18 protein-coding genes and 4 tRNA genes are annotated in these 20565 nt (G+C 57.3%); 12 read left to right on the top strand and 10 right to left on the bottom strand.

Annotated features, from left to right (window positions below):
- Positions 1–68 precede the first annotated feature (68 nt).
- The 9 genes from H1S06_RS12370 to H1S06_RS12410 all read left to right on the top strand — a co-directional run bounded on the left by H1S06_RS12370 (position 69) and on the right by H1S06_RS12410 (position 7859).
- A complete protein-coding gene (locus H1S06_RS12370; protein WP_181740653.1) occupies positions 69–1445 on the top strand; it encodes a class II fumarate hydratase in 1377 nt (458 codons plus the stop codon).
- A gap of 75 nt (positions 1446–1520) precedes the next feature.
- Complete coding sequence (gene dapC / locus H1S06_RS12375; protein ID WP_181740655.1) at positions 1521–2717, top strand: succinyldiaminopimelate transaminase; 1197 nt, start codon at positions 1521–1523, stop codon at positions 2715–2717.
- A gap of 10 nt (positions 2718–2727) precedes the next feature.
- A complete protein-coding gene (locus H1S06_RS12380) occupies positions 2728–3078 on the top strand; it encodes an ArsC family reductase (RefSeq protein WP_328515345.1) in 351 nt (116 codons plus the stop codon).
- Between the two features lie 53 nt (positions 3079–3131).
- Complete coding sequence (gene dapD / locus H1S06_RS12385; RefSeq protein ID WP_181740659.1) at positions 3132–4163, top strand: 2,3,4,5-tetrahydropyridine-2,6-dicarboxylate N-succinyltransferase; 1032 nt, start codon at positions 3132–3134, stop codon at positions 4161–4163.
- 81 nt (positions 4164–4244) lie between these two features.
- A complete protein-coding gene (dapE, locus tag H1S06_RS12390; protein WP_181740661.1) occupies positions 4245–5387 on the top strand; it encodes a succinyl-diaminopimelate desuccinylase in 1143 nt (380 codons plus the stop codon).
- On the top strand, positions 5384–6229 hold the full coding sequence (locus H1S06_RS12395) for a putative RNA methyltransferase (protein ID WP_181740663.1): 846 nt from the start codon (positions 5384–5386) through the stop codon (positions 6227–6229). The genes dapE and H1S06_RS12395 overlap by 4 nt, the downstream gene beginning before the upstream one ends.
- On the top strand, positions 6220–6516 hold the full coding sequence (locus tag H1S06_RS12400) for a hypothetical protein (protein WP_181740665.1): 297 nt from the start codon (positions 6220–6222) through the stop codon (positions 6514–6516). Before H1S06_RS12395 ends, H1S06_RS12400 begins: the two co-directional genes overlap by 10 nt.
- Positions 6485–6874, top strand: a complete 390-nt coding sequence (locus tag H1S06_RS12405) for a hypothetical protein (protein ID WP_181740667.1) — start codon at positions 6485–6487, stop codon at positions 6872–6874. Before H1S06_RS12400 ends, H1S06_RS12405 begins: the two co-directional genes overlap by 32 nt.
- A gap of 10 nt (positions 6875–6884) precedes the next feature.
- A complete protein-coding gene (locus tag H1S06_RS12410; RefSeq protein WP_181740669.1) occupies positions 6885–7859 on the top strand; it encodes a zinc transporter ZntB in 975 nt (324 codons plus the stop codon).
- Here H1S06_RS12410 and H1S06_RS12415 read toward each other — a convergent pair.
- Together H1S06_RS12415 and H1S06_RS12420 are read right to left on the bottom strand one after the other, a co-directional pair.
- Complete coding sequence (locus H1S06_RS12415) at positions 7824–8741, bottom strand: DMT family transporter (protein WP_181740671.1); 918 nt, start codon at positions 8739–8741, stop codon at positions 7824–7826. The genes H1S06_RS12410 and H1S06_RS12415 overlap by 36 nt on opposite strands.
- A 56-nt stretch (positions 8742–8797) precedes the next feature.
- The gene (locus H1S06_RS12420) at positions 8798–9223 is read right to left on the bottom strand and encodes a hypothetical protein (RefSeq protein ID WP_181740673.1); all 426 of its coding nucleotides are present in this window, start codon (positions 9221–9223) and stop codon (positions 8798–8800) included.
- Between the two features lie 276 nt (positions 9224–9499).
- Between H1S06_RS12420 and greB the strand changes: the two genes are divergently transcribed.
- Entirely contained in the window at positions 9500–9997 is a 498-nt protein-coding gene (gene greB, locus H1S06_RS12425; protein WP_181740675.1) for a transcription elongation factor GreB, read from the top strand.
- A 132-nt stretch (positions 9998–10129) separates the two neighbouring features.
- Here the strand turns inward: greB and H1S06_RS12430 are convergent.
- The 7 genes from H1S06_RS12430 to H1S06_RS12460 form a co-directional block, all read right to left on the bottom strand.
- A tRNA-Lys gene (locus H1S06_RS12430) sits at positions 10130–10205 on the bottom strand.
- A 15-nt stretch (positions 10206–10220) separates the two neighbouring features.
- A tRNA-Lys gene (locus tag H1S06_RS12435) sits at positions 10221–10296 on the bottom strand.
- 44 nt (positions 10297–10340) lie between these two features.
- Positions 10341–10416, bottom strand: a tRNA-Asn gene (locus H1S06_RS12440).
- A 24-nt stretch (positions 10417–10440) separates the two neighbouring features.
- Positions 10441–10528: transfer RNA gene (locus H1S06_RS12445), tRNA-Ser, on the bottom strand.
- A gap of 100 nt (positions 10529–10628) precedes the next feature.
- A complete protein-coding gene (locus tag H1S06_RS12450; protein ID WP_181740678.1) occupies positions 10629–13403 on the bottom strand; it encodes a bifunctional diguanylate cyclase/phosphodiesterase in 2775 nt (924 codons plus the stop codon).
- A complete protein-coding gene (locus H1S06_RS12455) occupies positions 13400–14371 on the bottom strand; it encodes an ABC transporter substrate-binding protein (protein WP_220183867.1) in 972 nt (323 codons plus the stop codon). The genes H1S06_RS12450 and H1S06_RS12455 overlap by 4 nt, the downstream gene beginning before the upstream one ends.
- 458 nt (positions 14372–14829) lie before the next feature.
- On the bottom strand, positions 14830–15315 hold the full coding sequence (locus H1S06_RS12460) for an NlpC/P60 family protein (RefSeq protein WP_328515346.1): 486 nt from the start codon (positions 15313–15315) through the stop codon (positions 14830–14832).
- Positions 15316–15562: 247 nt separating this feature from the next.
- Between H1S06_RS12460 and H1S06_RS12465 the strand changes: the two genes are divergently transcribed.
- Positions 15563–16948, top strand: a complete 1386-nt coding sequence (locus tag H1S06_RS12465) for a DEAD/DEAH box helicase (RefSeq protein ID WP_181740682.1) — start codon at positions 15563–15565, stop codon at positions 16946–16948.
- 335 nt (positions 16949–17283) lie between these two features.
- The gene (locus H1S06_RS12470; RefSeq protein ID WP_181740684.1) at positions 17284–18798 is read left to right on the top strand and encodes an acetyl-CoA hydrolase/transferase family protein; all 1515 of its coding nucleotides are present in this window, start codon (positions 17284–17286) and stop codon (positions 18796–18798) included.
- Between the two features lie 60 nt (positions 18799–18858).
- Here H1S06_RS12470 and H1S06_RS12475 read toward each other — a convergent pair whose 3' ends face one another.
- Entirely contained in the window at positions 18859–20523 is a 1665-nt protein-coding gene (locus H1S06_RS12475) for a metallophosphoesterase family protein (protein ID WP_181740686.1), read from the bottom strand.
- Between the last annotated feature and the right edge of the window lie 42 nt (positions 20524–20565).

The raw sequence follows: 20565 nt of genomic DNA on the forward strand, positions 1-20565 counted from the left end.
TTATCCGTTCTATGGATCTATTCAAGGGGTAGCCTTCCCCCGATTGTAACCTGTACAGGAAGAAAGCAATGAGCCGGAACACACGTACGGAACGCGACAGTCTGGGCCCCGTGGAGGTCCCGGCCGGTGCGCTCTATGGCGCCCAAACTCAGCGCGCTGTGGATAACTTTCAGATCAGCGATCTGTCGCTGCCGCATCAGTTCATCAAGACCCTCGCCCAGGTCAAGGCGGCCTGCGCCCGCGCCAACGCCGAACTGGGGCTGCTGTCAAAAGAACAGGCAGAAGCGATTGTCACCGCTGCCAATCAGGTTGCAACCGGCCGCCACAAGGCGCAATTCCCGGTTGACGTGTTCCAGACCGGTTCGGGAACCAGCAGCAATATGAACATGAACGAGGTTCTGGCCAGCCTCGTGCAAAAAAGTACCCGCATTCAGCTGCACCCCAACGATCACATCAACATGAGCCAAAGCTCCAATGATGTCATCCCGACCTGTATCCATGTCAGTGCGCTACAGTTACTGGAAACCCAACTGCTGCCGGCACTGCATCATCTGGCCGGAGCCCTGATGCGTAAGCGCTCCACCCTGACACATGTCGTCAAGACCGGACGTACCCATTTGATGGACGCCATGCCGATTCGCATGGACCAGGAGATGTCCGGCTGGCTGCAGCAGGTACAGGACTGTATCACCCGCCTGGAAAACATACGCCCACGCTTGTCACAAGTGGCACAGGGCGGTACGGCGGTGGGCACCGGGGTGAATGCACCGGATACCTTTTCACGCCTGTTCTGCCGCCACATGGGGGCTCTGACCGGATTGACCCTGCTGCCTGCCAGCAATCATTTCAGCGCCCAGGCTGCTCAGGACACTGCGGTTGAGCTTTCGGGCCAACTGAAAACCTGCGCGACCATGCTGATGAAAATCGCCAATGACCTGCGCTGGATGAACTCCGGCCCCCTCGCCGGCCTCGGGGAAATTGCCCTGCCGGTCCTCCAGCCGGGCTCCTCGATCATGCCCGGCAAGGTAAACCCCGTCATTTCGGAGGCCGTGATGATGGCGGCAGCACAGGTCTGCGGCAATGACACCAGCATCACTCTGTGCGCCCAGCATGGCAACTTCCAGCTCAATACCATGCTGCCCCTGATCGGCTATAACCTGTTGCAGAGCGAACAACTGATCGCCAATTCAGCCACCAGCCTGGCCGACAAGGCCATCAGCGGTTTTACCGTCAACCGAACGAAGATCGATAAAACCCTGGCGCGTAACCCGGTTCTGGTGACCGCGCTGAATTCCGTGCTGGGCTATGACCGCGCCGCCGCACTGGCCAAGCAGGCCTATACGGAAGGACGCCCCATTATCGATGTTGTGGTCGAACAGACCGACCTGCCGCGCACGGAGGTCGAACGTTTGCTGAACCCTCGGTTGCTCACTGGCGCCGAATAGCCGCCATCCGCTATACTTTTGCCCCTGAATGTGACCGAAAACCCTGCTTTTTACAGGGGATGACAGGAAAATTGCATGAACAGCGATCTCGACAGACTCCAGCCCTATCCGTTTGAAAAGCTGGCCGTGCTCAAGGCCGGCGTCCAGCCACCGAGCCATCTTGAGCATATTTCGCTCGGCATCGGCGAACCCAAGCACCCCGCGCCACCGTTTGTGCTGGAGGTCATGGCCGATAACTTGAGCGCCCTGTCGAACTATCCGACAACCAAAGGCATGCCTGAACTGCGCCAGGCTATTGCCGGCTGGTGTGAACGCCGTTTCGAACTGGCCGCCGGCAGTGTCGATTCCGAACGCAATGTGCTGCCGGTAAACGGGACACGTGAAGCGATTTTCGCCTTCACCCAGGCCGCCGTCGAGCGCAAGCCGGATGCGCTGGTGCTGACGCCCAACCCGTTCTATCAGATCTACGAAGGCGCTGCCTACCTGGCCGGAGCCGAGCCCTATTACCTGAACTGCCTGGCCGACAATGGCTTCATCCCCGACTACGATGCCATTCCGACCGAAGTATGGCAGCGCTGCCAGTTGTTGTTTGTCTGCTCACCCGGCAATCCGACCGGCGCGGTGCACGATATCGACACACTGAAGCAACTGATCGCGCTGGCTGACGAGCATGACTTCATCATCTGCTCCGACGAATGCTATTCTGAGCTGTATCCCGACGAACATAACAAGCCGGCAGGACTGCTGCAGGCCTGCGCCGAGCTGGGACGTCAGGACTTTGCGCGTTGCATCGTGTTCCACAGCCTGTCCAAGCGCTCCAACCTGCCGGGCATGCGCTCGGGCTTTATTGCCGGTGATGCCGCCCTGCTCGAGCCCTTCCTGCTGTACCGCACCTACCACGGCTGCTCAATGCCGATTCAGCACCAGCTGGCGTCCATCGCGGCCTGGAATGAAGAAGGCCATGTCCTGGAAAACCGCAGCCAGTACCGCCACAAGTTCGAAGCTGTCCTGCGCGTGCTGCAGCCGGTGATGGAGGTCAAGCAATCCGATGCCAGCTTCTACCTCTGGGCCAAGACCCCCATCGCCGATGACGAATTTGCCAAGGGCCTGTTCGAGCAACAGAACCTGACCGTACTGCCCGGACGCTATCTGGCCCGTGAGATCGACGGCGTCAACCCGGGTGAGGGTTATGTGCGTATGGCCCTGGTGGCAACCGTATCCGAATGTGTCGAAGCCGCCGAGCGCATTCGACACTACATTGAATCTCTGTAAGGAGCTGTTTGTGACAACCCTTTACGGCATCAGCAATTGCGACACCGTACGCAAGGCACGCAAATGGCTGGAAGCCGAATCCATCGCCTTCGACTTCCACGATTTCCGCAAACAGGGCCTGACCGCCGAGCAGGTTGACCGCTGGTGTGCTGCTGCCGGACTGGACAAGGTCCTGAACAAGCGCGGTACCACCTGGCGTCAGCTGACAGATGAAATCAAGTCCACCACCGACGAGACTGCCCTGAAGGCACTGCTGGTCGAACAGCCAACGCTGATCAAGCGCCCGGTGCTGGAAATGGCGGACGGACATATCGAGGTCGGCTTCAAGGCTGAACAGTACGCAGCCCTTTGGCAACGCTGAAAACGAACAGTTAAACATTCTATTTTTTGCAATTTTGAACAACGGAGTAAACGATGGCGAATTTCGCATTGGGTCTGGGAGTGGGTACCAAGTCTTCTGCCGGTGACTGGCTGGAGGTGTACTACAATGCTCCTCTGCTGAACGCGGACGATGCATTGATTGCGGCCCTGACCGAACAGATCGGCTATGCCGGTGGCAACCAGACCATCGAACTGAACGCAAGCCAGTTGAAAGCACTGGAAACCGCATTTCTGTCCGTCGGTGCAGAAGAGCAGGCCGAAGTGGTTGAGATTCTGGAAGGCACCCGGCAGCCGCTGGTGCTCTGCATTCTGGAAACGGACGCCGCACCACAAACCACTGCCGAGGTTTACCTGAAGCTGTCTCTGCTGTCACACCGCCTGGTCCAGCCGCACGGCATCGATCTGAGCGGCATGTTCCCGCTGCTGCCGAACGTCGCCTGGACCAACGAAGGCGCCGTAGCACTGGAAGACCTGCCGCGCCGTCAGCTGTCCGCCCGTGCCCAGGGCCGAGTACTGGACGTGCAGTCCGTGGACAAATTCCCGAAAATGGCCAATTACGCGGTGCCTGCCGGTATCCGCATCGGTGACGCTTCCCGTATCCGCCTGGGCGCACACGTGGGCGAAGGTACTACCGTGATGCACGAAGGCTTTATCAACTTCAATGCCGGCACTCTGGGCGTCAGCATGGTAGAAGGCCGCATTTCTGCCGGCGTCGTCGTTGGCAACGGTTCCGATATCGGTGGTGGCGCTTCCACCATGGGCACCCTGTCCGGTGGCAACAACGTGGTAATTTCGGTCGGTGAAAACTGCCTGCTGGGTGCCAACGCCGGCCTGGGCCTGCCACTGGGCGATCGCTGCACCATCGAAGCGGGTCTGTACGTGACAGGCGGTTCCAAAGTCACCCTGCTGGATGACCAGAATAACGAAGTCGGCATCATCAAGGCCGGAGAGCTGGCCGGCAAGCCGGACCTGCTGTTCCGCCGCAACTCCCAGAACGGCCGTATCGAGGTCAAGACCAACAAGAGCGCCATCGAGCTGAACGCCGAGCTGCACAAGCACAACTAAGCACTCGCAGCATGCCCTTCCCCGCCCCGCACGCCTGACGGCCTGCGGGGCTTTATCCTTATGCAACGCAGGACACCTCGCATGACACAGCTTTCGCCAACTCTTGAACTGGCCAGCGACCTGATCGGCCGCCCCTCGGTTACCCCCGAAGATGCCGGTTGCCAGGAACTGATGATCAGCCGACTCGAGGCTCTGGGCTTCAAGATCGAACGCCTGCCGTTCGCTGAAGTCACTAATTTCTGGGCCCGCCGTGGCGACACCGGTCCGGTGTTCTGCTTCGCAGGTCATACCGATGTGGTACCGACCGGCCCGGAAGAGCAATGGCAATTTCCGCCCTTCGAACCCAGAATCGAGGAAGGTTATTTGTGTGGCCGCGGCGCTGCCGATATGAAGGGCAGTCTGGCCGCTTTCGTGACCGCAGTGGAGCGCTTTGTCGAACACCACCCGACCCACAAGGGCTCTATCGCCCTGCTGATCACCAGCGACGAGGAAGGCCCCTTCATCAACGGCACGACTCGTGTCATCGATCATCTGGAAGCACGCAACGAAAAAATCGATTGGTGTATCGTAGGTGAACCTTCCAGCACCGAAAAAGTCGGCGACATCATCAAGAATGGCCGCCGCGGCTCACTCAGCGGCACCCTGAAGGTACGTGGCATTCAGGGCCATGTCGCCTACCCGCACCTGGTGCGCAACCCGATTCATGAAGCAGCCCCCGCCCTGGCCGAACTGTCCGCCACTGTCTGGGACGCAGGCAACGACTTTTTCCCGCCGACCAGTTTCCAGATTTCCAATATCCATGCAGGCACAGGTGCCACTAACGTAGTCCCCGGCGAAGTGGACATCGCTTTCAATTTCCGTTTCTCGACCGAAGTCACGGCCGATGAACTGAAAGTACGTGTACGCGACATTCTCGACAAGCATGGTCTGGAATGGGATATCGACTGGATCCTGTCCGGCAATCCTTTCCTGACCCCTGCCGGCGACCTGGTGGATGCCAGCCGCGAAGCAATCAAGACCATCATGGGATATGACACCGAGTTGTCCACTTCCGGAGGGACCTCCGACGGTCGCTTCATCGCACCCACCGGGGCTCAGGTAGTGGAACTGGGACCGGTCAACGCCACCATCCACAAGATCAATGAGCGCGTCCGTGCCAGCGACCTGGATGACCTTTCGGCGCTGTACGAGAATATTCTGGCTCGGCTGCTGGTCGACGCATGAGTACCCCTCGGCTGATCTGCCCGGTCTGTCGCGAACCGATGCGGGCTGTGGATAAAACCCTGAGCTGTCTCAATGGCCACAGCTTCGATCGCGCCCGGCAGGGCTACTGGAACCTGCTACTGGCGCAGAAAAAGCGCAGCAAGGCACCGGGCGACAACGCCGCAATGGTACAGGCACGCCAACGCTTTCTGGAAGCGGGGCACTATACCCCGCTGTGCCAGGCCGTTGGCGCTCTGCTGGAACGGTATTTGCCTACACGCACTGCGGCCAACCTGCTTGATCTGGGTTGCGGTGAAGGCTGGTATACCGATCGTTTGCAACGCCAGCTGGACTGCCACACAATCGGACTGGATATTTCCAAGGATGCAGTCAAGGCGGCTTGCCGACGCAACAGAGCTATCACCTGGCTGGTCGCCACCGGTGCCGATATCCCTCTGGCACCTGCATCGATGGATGCCGCCACTCTGATTTTCAGTCGCCTGATGCCGGAGCCGACGGCTCGAGTACTCAAGCCCGGTGGACTGTTGCTGGTGGTTTACCCCGGCCCGGACCACCTGCTGGCACTGCGTCAGCTGATCTATACCGACGTGCGTGCCACATCCGGCTTTGACCCGGCCGCACAGCTGGCGCCAGGGTTCGAAGCGGTAACAGAACAGAGCCTGACCTTCGAATTCAACCTGGACAGTGCCGAAGCGATTCAGGACCTGCTGGCCATGACACCGCATGGCCAGCGCCTCAACGCCGACGCACGCGCCCGCCTTCAGGCCTGTCAACAACTGCAGGAACAGGCCGACTTTCGTCTGGCCCTGTTTCGCAAGCGCTCGCTGGAAACATGCGCGTAGACGCGATCAAGGCCCGTCTCCGCCAGCGTGCGCAGGACCCTCGCGGCAACCTGCGCACCTTGCTCAGCGGCGCTTTTCTGTTTTTCAGCGGTCTGGGCGGTATCATGATGGCACAGTACGGCCTTTCTTCCGGTCTCAAAGCCGAACTTCTCGCTCTTGCCGGCTTGATCCTGATGGTAGCCGGCAGCATACTCGCCCTGTTGGGCTATCTGAGCCTGAGCCTTTTACGCATCTGGCACCTTCTGGACAACGACGATGAGCAACGAAACCCGCCACCCCGACATTGAAATTTACATCAAAGGCCGTTCCATGGATCAGATCCTCGCCTGGCTGCAGGCACGCTGCGAAGGCCTGCAGCCGCAGCACAGCGGCGGCGGAAGCCATGCCTTCAACGCCACTCTGGACGGCACCCGCATACCGGTCATGATTCACGAAAAAGCCGTGGGCAAGGCCTGGGTCAGCGTCTGGTTCCGCTCCCAGGCAACGCCCTGGTTACAGGATCTGGACTGCGCCAAAGAAGCGGCTGCCGCATTGGATACACAGGTACGCTGCATCGTCTCCGGTTGGCAGGACGGCGATGACCCGGACGAGTGGTGGAAAGTTGAAGGGGACGGCGTCGAAAAAATCAACTGGCGCACCGAATAGGAACCTGAGGATGACTTCAGCACCGGAATACCTGCACGCACTGCTGCTGGATGGTCAGGGCAGTGCTCGCCAGATGAACGCTACAGAGCTGGCGGCCTGGCAACCCGATACCGGTATCCTCTGGCTACACCTGGATTACACTCTCGACTCGACCCGCCATTGGTTGGAGCAGGAGAGCGGCCTGCCCGAACTGGCCACTGAAGCGCTGCTGGCCGAGAATACCCGCCCCCGCGCAGCAGTGCTGGATGAATACCTGTTGCTCTTCCTGCGTGGCGTCAATACCAATCCCGGCGCCAACCCGGAGGACATGGTATCCATCCGTCTCTGCGCCGGCGCTCGTCTGGTCATCTCCACTCGCAAACGCCGACTGGTTTCGGTCAGCATGCTGCTCGAACGCTTCACACGGGGACAGGGGCCGAGCACCAGCGCCGACCTGATAGTCCAGCTTAGCGGCCTGCTGGTCGAGCGCATGGGCGATACCGTTGAGGAGCTGGAGGAGCAGCTGTCCGACCTGGAACTGGACCTGCTGACACAACCCGGTAACGAGATACGCCAGTCAGTACGCAATCTGCGCCGCCAGACCGTGAGTCTGAGACGCTACTTTGCCCCCCAGCGCGATGCCTTCACCCAGATGCTGGGCGAACGCCTGAGCTGGCTGCCGGTCGATATGAAACTGGAGTTGCGCGAAGTCAGCGATGCTCTGCTGCGTCATATCGAGGACCTGGACACCATCCGTGAACGAGCCGCCATGGCACAGGAAGAGCTCGCCAGCCAACAGGGTGAGCAACTCAACCAGCGCATGTATGTCCTGTCGATCATTTCCGCCATATTCCTGCCACTGGGCTTCCTCACCGGCTTGCTGGGCGTGAACGTCGGCGGCATACCCGGTGCCGAAAACGAATATGCCTTTCTGCTGTTTCTGGGCAGCCTGGTCGCCCTGGTAGGCGGTTTATTCTGGTTGTTCCGCCGCCGTCATTGGCTCTGAGCGTGCGGCGTGCTGCTGCCATACAACCGCCGTCACGATAAGCCCCAGTCCCACGAAGGTTGCCGGTGCAATAGGCTCATGCAGCAGGAAATGGATGAATATCAGCGACAGGAAAGGCGACAGAAAAATCAGATTGGATATACGGCTCACATGGGTTGCCGCACGCAAGGCTCCCAGCCACAGCATAAACGTCAACCCCATCTCGAACAGCCCGACATAGGCCGCCCCCAGCAGCCCCTGCCAGGCCGGTAACTGCAGCTCTCCCTGCCAGGCCATCAACAACCAGACCATCGGTGTCCCGCACAGAAAGCACAGCAGTAAAGTTACGGCCGGACTGCCCTCGGCACGAGTATTGAGAATCCAGTACAGCGCCCATAACAGCGTGCTGAACAGCGCCAGCAAGACACCGGTCAGGCTGTCGAATTCCAGCGCCAGCAGATTGCCCTTGGTCGCAATCACCAGCGCACCGCCATAGCCCAGCAACATTGCCATAATATCGACCCGCTGCAGCCGCTGCTTCAATAAAGGTACTGCCAACAGAGCCAGCGTCAGCGCCCAGGTGTAATTCAGTGCCTGGGCCTGCTGCGCGGGCAGCAGATCATAGGCCCGGAACAGAACCAGGTAATAAAACGCCGGATTCAATGCGCCCAGAGCCAGGTAAAACAACGGACGCCGCCGCCACTCACAGCTCAGCTCATGCCATCCCTTTTGCCAGCTTACGCCCAGCGCCAGCACCACGGACGAGCCTAGTCCAGCCCATCCCAACAGTTGCAGGGGGCTCATATGCTGAAGCGACAATTTGAAGGCAGTGGCAACCGTCGACCACATTAATACGGCCATAAGCGCCAACAGGATCGCTCTGGACTGTGATTTTTCCGACATATGAATTCCCAGACCGAAGAAGAAAACGCCTAGGAAAGCATATTTGAAGGCACCTGTCAGGCCTCGACGCTGATACTCTGTCGCGCGGACACAATACGATCGGCCAGATCACTGGCCGCATACAGCGCCACCTGCTCGAAACGGTCATGCGCCAAAGCCTGAGCGCGCGGTGTTCGTGATTGTATATCCAGACGACTGACCATGAAGGCGTAATCACCGGGAATGGGGTCATTGATGGAGTGATTCAGCCGGTCAACCACTTCCGGCGTATGCAACTGGACCGGATCAGGGTACGCCGGAGCAATTTCAGGCAGCTCAAACCCCTCACCCGGCACCGAGACAGGTGCCGGTCGGGACATTTCCTGATTGGAGGCGATCAGGCTGAGCAGAAACGCAAACTGCGCCCCATTGGGCGCTTGCACGGCCTGAGGCAGCGACGCCGTATAGGTTTCGATCCGGTCTTGTATCCTGTCAGTCTGCATGTTCCTTCCTCCACGACGAGGGTATCGGCAACTGACTGTAATTCTTTATATTTTTCTTTCTCCAACCAATACTTCATCCCGCAGCAACTCCGTCCATTCCACCCGGGACCTCAGCACGCCCAGACGCAGCAGTAGGGCCTTCAGCACCCACCTCTCATATGATTCATCCAAGGCGACATCCGCCAACCCGGTCATACAACCAGCGCCGGACCTGATATCATCAGACGCCTTTGTATCGTTGTACTCAAAATCTGCAGTCATGGGAGACGTAAAGACATGGGACGCTGGCGACCGCCACAACCGAAAAGCTCACCCTATATCACCCAGGAGGGCTATGACCGGCTGACCGAAGAACTGAAATACCTGTGGAAAGTGAAACGCCCGGAAGTGACGCAGGCCGTCAAGGAAGCGGCGGCCCAGGGCGATCGTTCGGAGAATGCCGAGTATATCTATGGCAAGAAGCAGTTGCGCGAAATTGATCGCCGCGTACGCTATCTGTCCAAGCGACTGGAGCACATCAAGGTGGTCGACCGCATTCCCGACGACACCAGCCGTATATTTTTCGGCGCCCGCGTCACACTGATCGATGAAGACGAACATAAACGCTGCTATCGAATTGTCGGTTCCGACGAGATCGATCCGTCCAAGGGACACATCAGCATTGATGCGCCGCTGTCACGCCAAATGCTGAAAAAGCAGGTTGGCGACGAAATCGTGATCGAACGACCGGAGCAGGACGAACTCTGGCTGGAGGTGCTGGCCATAGAATACTGATGGTCAGCCAAACCGGCACACGCCAAGCGAAAAATCCGCAGTCATCCCCGGCAGAAAACTTAAACCTGATCAGGATAACAGACAGCTTGAATATGCTATGGAAAGCGATAAGACGGGAAAGGTAACCGGAAATGGTGGGTCGTATAGGACTCGAACCTATGACCAATTGGTTAAAAGCCAACTGCTCTACCAACTGAGCTAACGACCCTCCGGTTGCGAAGAGTGGTGGGTCGTATAGGACTCGAACCTATGACCAATTGGTTAAAAGCCAACTGCTCTACCAACTGAGCTAACGACCCGCTCTTTGCAGCGACCATGCCGAACAGGCAAGGTCTTCATGATTTGGCTCCTCGAGCTGGACTCGAACCAGCGACCAATAGATTAACAGTCTACTGCTCTACCAACTGAGCTATCGAGGAACTGCTCAAATCATCATCCTTTAATGGCGGAGGGGCAGGGATTCGAACCCTGGGAGCCTCTCGACTCGTCGGTTTTCAAGACCGGTGCTTTCGACCACTCAGCCACCCCTCCAAAGGATGGGCGCAGATTCTACCGCCTTCGATTTTTCTGTCAACACCTTTTCTAAAAAAAACTGCATAAACTGCCGTTTTGGTTAGTATTTTAACTGTTGTTAACCAATTTCAGACAGCGGCAGGGGTCTGGAATACAAATACCCCTGCAACTCATCGCAGCCTCTCGCTTGCAGGAAATCGGCCTGAGCCTGGGTTTCAACCCCCTCGGCGATCACCTGCAGTTCCAATGAGTGCGCCAGCACAACGATGGTCTCGACAATGACACGATCATCGGCATCCGTTTCGATATCCCGCACAAACGAACGATCGATTTTAAGATAATCGATCGGCAACCGCTTGAGATACTCCAGCGACGAATAACCGGTGCCAAAATCGTCAATCGCCACCCTGACGCCCAACGCCTGCATTTCCATCAATTGGATTGCCGCTGTCTGAAAGTTTTCCACCAGCGCACTTTCTGTCACCTCAAGACAGATCTGCTCCGGCCGCAGCCGGTACTGCCGAATAATCGTTTTCAGCGCGTCCACCCAGTAGCCGGTCTGAAACTGCCGCGCAGACAAATTGATACCAATCTGCTTGCCTTGCAGCGCGGGCGCAGCCATATCCTGGGCCACCTGGTGCAGCAACCACTCGGTCATCTCGCCCAGCAGCTGACCGGTTTCGGCAATCGGGATAAACTCCGCCGGCGAAACTTCGCCCATCTCAGCGCTACGCCATCGCATCAACGCCTCATAGCCGGTCACCTCGCCGGTATCCGGTCGCACCTTCGGCTGATAAACCAGGCTCAGCTCCTGTCGCTCCAGCGCCTGGCTCAACCCCGTTTTGATCTTCATGATGCGCTGGTTGCGGGCATTGATACGGGGATCAAAAAACGCATGCCGCCCTCGCCCCTGCTCCTTGGCAAAATACATGGCGGCATCGGCATGCCCCAACAGCGTATCCCGGTCTACACCATCGCGCGGATAACTCACCATACCGATACTGCAGCCGATATGAATGTGCTGCCCCTCGATGATGAAGGGCGTCGCCAAGCGTTTGATCAACTTGTCGGCCACCGTGACCAGGTCGGCATCATCATTCACCTTCGGCAAAAGTACGGTGAACTCATCCCCCCCCAGCCTGAAGGCCCGATCAGTATCGCGCAGGCAGTCACTCAGGCGCCGGGCAACTTCACACAACAGCTTGTCACCCGACGCGTGGCCAAAGCGGTCATTGACCTCTTTGAACAGGTCCAGATCAATAAACAGCAGACCAAACCGGTTACCATATCGTTCGCCATGATCCAGGGCATCGGAGACGACTCGCATGAATTCGGTACGGTTGTAGAGACCCGTCAGGGTATCGTGATAAGCCAGCCGGTGCAGGTCACGCTCTGACTGTTTTTCTTCGGTTATATCCCTGAAAATGCAAAAGTAGCCATCCAGCTCACCGTGCCGGTTCACAATGGTGCTGATCGACAGGCGGGCCGGATACAACTGACCGTCGGCACGCCGGTTGATCAACTCACCACTCCACTTGCCCTGCCGATAAATCGCTTGCCACATTTGTGCATAAAAACTGTCATTCTGTTTGCCCGATCGCTGCAGGGAAGGCGACTGGCCCAGTAACTGATCCCGGCTGAACCCGGTCATTTCCATCAGCGAGTGGTTAACATCCACGATCCTGTTGTCGGCATCCGTCACCATGATCCCTTCAGTCGTATGCTCGAAGATCCGCTGCGCAAGTCGTGCCAGGTTTTCGTTGCGCTCCTGCTCGGTCACATCCGTTGCCACCGTGCAGATTGCGTACAGCTTGCCCTCTTCATTCACCAGCGGAAATTTAACCATGAACCAGTTGTGCATCTCGCCACGCACCGGAAAGTTAATATGAAATTGCCGCGCCTCGCGACTTTCCAACACTTGACGGTCATGGTGCTCAATTTCACTGGCATAGGGCTCGGGCAAGACATCAAACACACTGGTGCCTGTCTCGGTCGGCTCACCCAGCACCTCGATGAAACGCTCATTCACCAACCGGTAATGACCGTTACGATCCTTGATATACACCATGGCCGGTATGAAACGCAGAATGTTTTCCATCTGTCGATTGGCCCGCAACAGCTGAGAACGATTTTGTTCCAGCCGATCCGCCATCTGGTCCAGTATCTGACCGATCAGACTCAACTCATCCCGTCCCTTGAGCCGCGTACGTGAACCGAGATTGTCCGCCGCCAGTTCACGTACGGTTTCGGTAATGCGCCACAGACGCCTGCTGACGGCACGGTCCACCAGTAGCCAAGCCAGTGCCGCCAGCACCACCACCACTAGGCTGGTCCACAGGAACAGCATGTCCAAACGGTGATAAAGCTGACTGAGCGTGCGGTCGATATCCACTTCAAGAATGACCAGTCCCTTGCGCTCACGCAGTCGGTTGTCCGGGTCAGGGTAGAGATAGGGAGCCACACCGTAAATCGTGTTCTCGCCCAGCTGCTGGTGTCGGTATGCAGGCTTCCAGCTGTGCTTGACCTGTTCGATCAGGTCCATGCCGGAATGAATGGGTATGGTCTGAAGCAGTTCGCCTACATGGGCCAGGCGACTGGACGCCACAACCCGTCCACCGGCATCGACCAGCAACAGGCTTTTAACCTCACTGTTAGCACTGGTTGCTGCAATTTCCCGCTGCACCCCCTCAAGGTCACCCTTGCCCAGAAAATACTCCGTGGTGCCCTGCAGACGATTCAACGTTGCCTTGAGTCCCGACGCCTGATCCTGATACAGCAACTCGCCGACGAAAGGCTTGATCACTGCAAAAGCCAGCACCAGCACCAGTAGTGCAAAGGCCAGTATGGTAGCCGGTATAACACGCCTCAGCGGAAAGCTGTTGATAATATTCATGCGTCAGGATAGCGACTGTAAATCAGCCCCTCCAGGTTCGGAAGCTCGTCAATCAGATGATGCTGGTACATGCTGTCAGCCAACCGCTCGGCCTGCTGCTGCAGCCGGGACCTGGCCTCGCCTTGGCCCATCAATTCGCGACTGCGCTGCCAGCCGGGCATCTCCAGATATTGATAGCTGGCCATAATGTCATCCGGCGTCAGCTTCAGGCGCCTGGCCATCAGGCTCGCGCTGGCATGGGGCTGCTGCCGAACCAGCTCCAGACTGGCCTGCCAGGCATGTATCAGATGCTGTATCGCGTCATCATGACTATCCAGCAGTGCTTCACGCACCACTAATACATCCACGATTTCACCCGGAAGCATACTGGAATCAAACACCTGCACAGCGCCCGCTTCAAGCAGCTGCTGTCGTACCGGGTCAAAGGTCACCACGGCATCCACCTCTCCCCGTAGAAAGGCGTCACGGTGCTCGTTGACTTCCAGCCTGACCACTTCGATATCCTCAGGCTTCATGTTGTGCAGCTTCAACGCGCGCGACAGCAGGTAGGCTCCCAGAGCCGTTGCTTCTACCCCGACCCTGTGGCCCCGAAGATCGGCCATTTTTGTCATGCCCGGCCGGGCCATAATGACATCCGCACCGGCGGATATATCAGCGATTTGCACAATAACCGGGCGAAAGCCCGCCGCCCTGAGCATGATGACCTCGTCCAGAGTCAGTGCTGCTGCATCAATAGCACCATTGCGAAAGGCTCGCATCACTTCGCTGGCTGATAACAGCTCAATAAGCAGTACCCGGTCTGCCGACAGCAGCCCGCGCTCACGCGCAAGATACAGAGGCTCATAGCCGGGCCACAGATTGGTGCCCAACGTCAAGGAAAGCGGGCGAGAGGGCAGACAGCCCAGCTGGGCCAGCAGTAGAAACAGGATACAGACAAGCCTGAGCCACACGGGAAATATCCGCAACAACGGGTTCTCCTTGACGTTAAACGGCGACATTCTATCCTATGGAGTCCCCCGGAAACCCTAGCGCAGATCAATAAATTTCATCCAGGATCCTGCCAGAAACGCCCGTTTATCTCCTCTACAGCCCGATGAGAACAGGCCTTATGCACAATTTCGTTCACAGGCAGCGCTGACACGACAACCTGTTGAAAAGCCCCCGATTTTTGCCCACACATTCTGTGCATAAACAACGGGATAACTTTTGGAAAAATAATACAAATAAATCCTAAGATATTGATTTAAAAGGATTATAAAAAAGAGTACATTTCTTGATCGAGTATGTGACAATTTAAATAAGCGCCGATTTGTCAACCCCGATTAACTGGCCATTTACCAGCCAGACACGGTAAGAAAAACAATAATCAAGCCCCTTGTCCACATTTTTATTCGCATTGCACAAGCCCACTACTCCCTGTGGATGATCATTCATCCGACGTCAACCGTCGCCCCGTCCACCAGACATCTTGCCAATAGGGATTGTCCAGCCTTGAAATCATGACACCACGACTGGTCGATGCGTGCATGAACTCGCCGTTGCCCAGATAGATGCCGGCATGTCGCTGCCGCCATCCGGTCTTGAAAAATACCAGGTCGGCCGGCTGCAGGTGCTGCCGCTTTATCCGCTGCCCCTGTCGTACCTGCTGTGCGGTCGTTCGTGGCAGCGCCAGTCCGTTCACCTGCAGAAAAACCTGTTGAATAAATCCGGAACAATCCACGCCTCTCTGGTCATTGCCACCCAGTCGGTACGGCACCCCTTCCCAAGTCGCATACACCAGCAGCAAACGATTGCGTACGGGGTCATTAGACTGAGACCCCGACTTTACTACCGGGGGTGAGCTCGAACAGCCGACCAGCAACAGCCCCAGTAACAGCCCCCACACAGACATGAATCGAGTACGAATTTTCACGGTTTGTGCTCCCTTGTTTTGCTGTACCCAACCAACCTTGGGTGACCACCTTGAGGCAGCCCTGACCGATCTGCCAGCCTGAAGCCCCATGGAAACACACCTGCTTTCATAATATCCACAGATTCTGTGGACAAGCACTTGGACAACCCCGGTACAGCACAGGCCATGCCGCAGCAGCAGGGAGTTTATCTGTCCGGTTCACTTTCCATCCTCAGCCACGCCATAATTTGCTAGGATGCGTACACACATGACCATGCGAGAAACCAACGTGTTTGCTGAACTGATGCTGCATGAACGCCTGCTCAAGGCGATCGACAAAATGGGCTTTACCCGCCCCACCCCCGTTCAACAGGCGGCACTGCCCGAAGCTCTGGCCGGCCATGACCTGATTGTCGGGGCCGAAACAGGAAGCGGTAAAACGCTGGCCTTCGTCCTGCCGATGCTGCAGCACTTTCTGGAGCTGCGTGCGCCCAACACCGGCACTCGCGGACTGATCCTGACCCCGACCCGAGAGCTGGCCGAACAGGTCTGTCAGGCAATAAAGGATATTGCCGGCTTTACCCGTATCACGACCATGACCGTGTGCGGAGGCACCGGCTTTAAGGAACAGGCCGCGGAAATCCGCAAAAATCCCGAAATACTGGTTGCGACTCCCGGCCGACTGGCCGAACACCTGGAGCGCCAGACGCTGGACCTGGACGATCTGGAATTTCTGGTACTGGACGAAGCGGACCGAATGCTGGACATGGGCTTCAGAGACGAAGTCATGGCCATCATCAATGTATGCCGAGCCGAGCGCCAATCCATGGTATTTTCCGCCACCCTGACCCACAGGGGCGTTCGTGCGCTACTGCCGGACGTGCTCCGCGATCCCAAAGAACTGCTGCTCAATACACCCCAGAACGCCCAGAATAATATCCGCCAGCAGATCATCCTGGCCGATGACGACAAGCATAAGGAACGCCTGGTCGAGTGGCTGCTGGCTCATGAAGAGTATGAAAAGGCCATTATCTTCACCAACACGCGTGACAAGGCTCAGTGGCTGGCCAACAGCCTGCAGCGGCAAAACCGCCGTTCCGGTGTCCTGCATGGCGAAATGAGCCAGGATGAGCGCAAACACGTCATGGGACTGATGCGTGCCGGCAAGATCAATATTCTGGTCGCGACGGATGTGGCCGCACGCGGGCTGGATATCGAAGGCCTGGATCTGGTCATCAATTTCGATATGGCCCGCAAGGGCGATGAGCATCTGCATCGAGTCGGCCGTACCGGGCGCCAGGAGCGAGACGGCCTGGCCATCTGCCTGATTGCTCACAACGAATGGAACCTGATGGCCAGTATCGAGCGCTACCTTCGTCTGGAATTCGAACGCCGTTCCATCAAGGGCGTAGAGGGCAGCTATAAGGGCCCCAAAAAGGTGAAAACTTCCGGCAAGGCCGCCGGAAGCAGAAAGAAGAAGGTAGACCGCAAAAGTGCAGGCAAGGGCAACACCAAGGTACGCCAGCGCGATCGCAAGCAGGTGGGGCAACGCCGCAGTGATGGAGCGAGCCGCACTCCGGCTGCAGACAACCGTAGCAGCTTGGGCGATGGTTCCATGCCGATGATGCGACGTAAGCCTGCCGACAAAACCTGAGTTCCAACGCGCTCCCTCTAGAACGGACCTGAAACAAGGTCCGTTTTTATTGGTGGCATCTCTTCGCGACAGGACTTGGCAACAGTTGTTCAATAAACGGCCGCACCTGTGAGGCGAGCCCCATTAGGTTGCGCAGAACGCAACTTAGTTTATGCAAAATCACAACAATGTCTACAATATTTTGCCAAACCTAGACTAAAGAACTATTATCCCCGATCTTTAAGCGCTTAAAACACGCCCAATCGCTGATAGAATGGCACCCCTTCACTCTTGTGCAAAAAACAGACATCCGTCTGCGGGCTCAAGATTGTCAACAATATGACATGAGATTGAATATGTCTGATACTTCACGAATCCTTTGTCCGGTACTCAGTCAGCGCATCATGAGTGCCGAGGAAGCCGCCGAATTGATTCCGGCGGGCGCCAAGGTTGGCATGAGCGGTTTTACCGGTGCCGGTTATCCCAAGGCTGTGCCGGGCGCTCTGGCTGAACGTATCCGTCGCCTGAATGCGGAAAACAGCACACCGTTCAGAATCAGTGTCTGGACTGGCGCGTCTACCGCACCGGAACTTGACGGCGTGCTCGCCGAAGTCGACGGCATTGAAATGCGTCTGCCGTTTCAGAGTGATCCCATCTGCCGCAACCGTATCAACAACGGCACCATGGATTACGTCGATTACCACCTTTCCGAGGTGTCCCAGTACGCCTGGTCCGGCTTCCTCGGCAAGATGGATATCGCCCTGATTGAAGTGGCTGGCATTCGTGAAGACGGTTCCCTGATTCCGTCCTCTTCCATCGGCAACAACAAGACCTGGATCGAACAGGCCGACAAGATCATTCTGGAAGTCAACTCCAAACAGAATGCCAAGCTGGAAGGGATGCACGACGTCTATTACGGGACCGCCCTGCCGCCGAACCGCAAGCCGATCATGCTGACCGATCCGGCCGACCGCATCGGTGAGCAGTACATGGTGTGCCCGCCGGAGAAAGTCATTGCCGTTGTGGAAACTGCCGCGCCTGACCGCAACTCGCCGTTCAAGCCCAGCGACGACACATCCAAGCGCATTGCCGGCCACATCCTCGATTTCTTCAACAGGGAAATCGAAATGGGTCGTCTGCCGAAGGAACTGCTGCCGATCCAGTCCGGCGTAGGCAACATTCCCAACGCCGTACTTGAAGGCCTGGACGCCGGCCCCTACAAGGACCTGACCGCGTTCACCGAGGTGATTCAGGACGGCATGCTGAAGATGCTCAAGTCCGGCACCCTGAAGGTCGCTTCCGCAACCGCTTTCTCGCTGAGTCCGGATGGCATCAAAGAGTTCGACGACAATATCGACTTCTACCGCGACAAGATCATTCTGCGCCAACAGGACATCTCCAACCATCCTGAACTGGCGCGCCGTCTGGGCGTTATCGCCATGAACGGCCTGATCGAGTGCGACCTGTACGGTAACGTCAACTCTACCCACATTATGGGTACACGAATGATGAACGGCATCGGCGGCTCCGGCGATTTCGCCCGTAACGGCTATCTGTCGATCTTCGTATCGCCATCTACCGCGAAAGATGGTGCCATTTCAGCCATCGTGCCAATGGTCTCTCATGTCGACCACACTGAACATGATGTCAAGATCATCGTAACCGAACAAGGTCTGGCCGACCTGCGTGGCCTGTCTCCACGTCAGCGTGCACATGAAATCATCAACAACTGTGCGCACCCAGACTTCCGCCCGGCGCTGATCGATTACTACGAACGCGCCCTGCACTCCGGTCGCGGCATGCACACGCCTCACCTGCTTGAAGAAGCACTGAGCTGGCACCGCCGCTACGAAGAAACCGGGCACATGTAACCTTTTTTCCTGATGCTCTAAGCCCTTGGGCGCCCTCTGGGCGCCTTTTTTTTGTGCGGGCTAAACTCCTTTGGCCAGACGCCGATACAGATCCGCCGGAAACCCTTCCGCTTTCATCCGCTGTACCACCGGCTCAAAATCATAGGCCAGAGCTTTAAAGCTGATCCTGTCTTCCGCCGGCTCATAAATGGCAAACTGGGCCATGGGAACGCCGTTGCGTGATTGTCCTACTGACCCCGGGCACACCAGGCAATACTCGAACTCATCCAGCGCAACCTGTTCCCCGACACGATGTCGATCCTGCCCGGCAGCATCACGCCCATAGAGGCCCGGCATATGAGAGTGCCCATGGAAGCAGAGACGACGCTGCAACTGAACCAGCTTGTCCAGATTATCCCTGTAGGTCATTTCATAGACATAACCATAGAAAAACTCCGGATCCAGGGGGGCGCCATGTACCGCCATCCACTGCTCGGTATCCAGCACCGGCGGCAGTTGCTTGAGCCATTCACGCTGCTCATCCGAAAGTGCGGTATGGGTCCACTCGGCAACCTGTCTCGCATTTTTGGACAGACCTCGCTCAAATATCCCCAGAGCTACCGAGTGATCATGGTTGCCCTTGATAATCTGAAACCCGGAATCCCTGAACCGGTCTACAACCGCAACGGCATCCGGTCCATACCCCACCAGATCACCCAGGACGACCCCTTGACGTATGCCCTCCCGCTCCAGCCAATCCAGTACGACCTCCAGTGCCGGCAGATTGGCATGTACATCCGCCAATACCGCCAGAGGCGCTTCAGGGTCAGGAAGCCCACCCGAGACAGCTATCCCGGCCACCTCCGCGGCAGGCTCGGACGGAGCCGAAGCCTCCGACATCGCTCGAGCCGGCCCGAGCCGGGCATCTTCCGTACTCTCTGCCCAGACTTCCCCCGTTGCCTGGCTCGTCAGCACGGCACACATGAGGTTGGCAATATCCCGTTTCTTGCCGGCCGGCATGAACGCCGAACGCAACTGATAAGCAACGCTGGCACGATAGTTCAGATCACCAAACACACGATCCAGCTGTTCCCCAAGCCCCTGCGCCAGCACGCGCGCAAAGTCCCGATCCAGCCAATCCAGCCGACGCACCATGACGCCCAACATCATGGAAAAGGAAATAAACTTGTCCCAGGAATACAGCTCGTCATCCACGTAGTACAGCTGCCCTTCAGAATCCAGGGCAAAGTTGGACAGCCCTTCATCCAGCTTGATTCCGAACGTTCGGGCGGTCTGCAGGTACATTTCGAACATGTCCGCGAGAATCCGACCATTTTCGGACCGGGCCTGCTCATCGGCCGGCACCGGTTCCAGCCGTTTGTGCAACGGCCGTAATCGAGGCGTGATATTGCCAATCAGAACTTCTTCATCAAGGAGCCCTTCGCCCCCTTTTTCCTGATAGATGTAGAACCAGGTTTTGCTGGGGTGGTGCACCCCCAGCCGACGCTCCTTTTCCATCACTTTGTCCAGCCAGGGAATCGCTTGCCGTGCCGTCAACCTGAGATCCCGCCGGATCTTGACCACCTCGTGGTCACTGGCATAAATATGTGTTTTGGGACGTCCGGTAAAGTCACTGTTGAGCGAAAGCGCCTTGACGCCTTTCAGAATCGTACTGCGGATCTGCTGAGGACCAAACCCCTCGGTTTCCCTGAGCGCACCCACGATTTTCAGTTTTTTCTTCAACATCAGCTTGGCTCACCTGAAACAAAAAAGAGCAGCCATCCCGGC

Origin of the sequence: Marinobacterium marinum (genome assembly GCF_013868415.1) — a bacterium.
Classification (GTDB): Bacteria; Pseudomonadota; Gammaproteobacteria; order Pseudomonadales; family Balneatricaceae; genus Marinobacterium; species Marinobacterium marinum.

What these genes read in the sequence shown, in the direction of transcription:
- H1S06_RS12370 (WP_181740653.1), top strand. Translation starts at nt 69, where the DNA reads ATGAGCCGGAACACACGTACGGAACGCGACAGTCTGGGCCCCGTGGAG.
- dapC (WP_181740655.1), top strand. Translation starts at nt 1,521, where the DNA reads ATGAACAGCGATCTCGACAGACTCCAGCCCTATCCGTTTGAAAAGCTG.
- dapD (WP_181740659.1), top strand. Translation starts at nt 3,132, where the DNA reads ATGGCGAATTTCGCATTGGGTCTGGGAGTGGGTACCAAGTCTTCTGCC.
- dapE (WP_181740661.1), top strand. Translation starts at nt 4,245, where the DNA reads ATGACACAGCTTTCGCCAACTCTTGAACTGGCCAGCGACCTGATCGGC.
- H1S06_RS12395 (WP_181740663.1), top strand. Translation starts at nt 5,384, where the DNA reads ATGAGTACCCCTCGGCTGATCTGCCCGGTCTGTCGCGAACCGATGCGG.
- H1S06_RS12400 (WP_181740665.1), top strand. Translation starts at nt 6,220, where the DNA reads ATGCGCGTAGACGCGATCAAGGCCCGTCTCCGCCAGCGTGCGCAGGAC.
- H1S06_RS12405 (WP_181740667.1), top strand. Translation starts at nt 6,485, where the DNA reads ATGAGCAACGAAACCCGCCACCCCGACATTGAAATTTACATCAAAGGC.
- H1S06_RS12410 (WP_181740669.1), top strand. Translation starts at nt 6,885, where the DNA reads ATGACTTCAGCACCGGAATACCTGCACGCACTGCTGCTGGATGGTCAG.
- H1S06_RS12415 (WP_181740671.1), bottom strand. Translation starts at nt 8,741, where the DNA reads ATGTCGGAAAAATCACAGTCCAGAGCGATCCTGTTGGCGCTTATGGCC.
- H1S06_RS12420 (WP_181740673.1), bottom strand. Translation starts at nt 9,223, where the DNA reads ATGCAGACTGACAGGATACAAGACCGGATCGAAACCTATACGGCGTCG.
- greB (WP_181740675.1), top strand. Translation starts at nt 9,500, where the DNA reads ATGGGACGCTGGCGACCGCCACAACCGAAAAGCTCACCCTATATCACC.
- H1S06_RS12450 (WP_181740678.1), bottom strand. Translation starts at nt 13,403, where the DNA reads ATGAATATTATCAACAGCTTTCCGCTGAGGCGTGTTATACCGGCTACC.
- H1S06_RS12465 (WP_181740682.1), top strand. Translation starts at nt 15,563, where the DNA reads ATGACCATGCGAGAAACCAACGTGTTTGCTGAACTGATGCTGCATGAA.
- H1S06_RS12470 (WP_181740684.1), top strand. Translation starts at nt 17,284, where the DNA reads ATGTCTGATACTTCACGAATCCTTTGTCCGGTACTCAGTCAGCGCATC.
- H1S06_RS12475 (WP_181740686.1), bottom strand. Translation starts at nt 20,523, where the DNA reads ATGTTGAAGAAAAAACTGAAAATCGTGGGTGCGCTCAGGGAAACCGAG.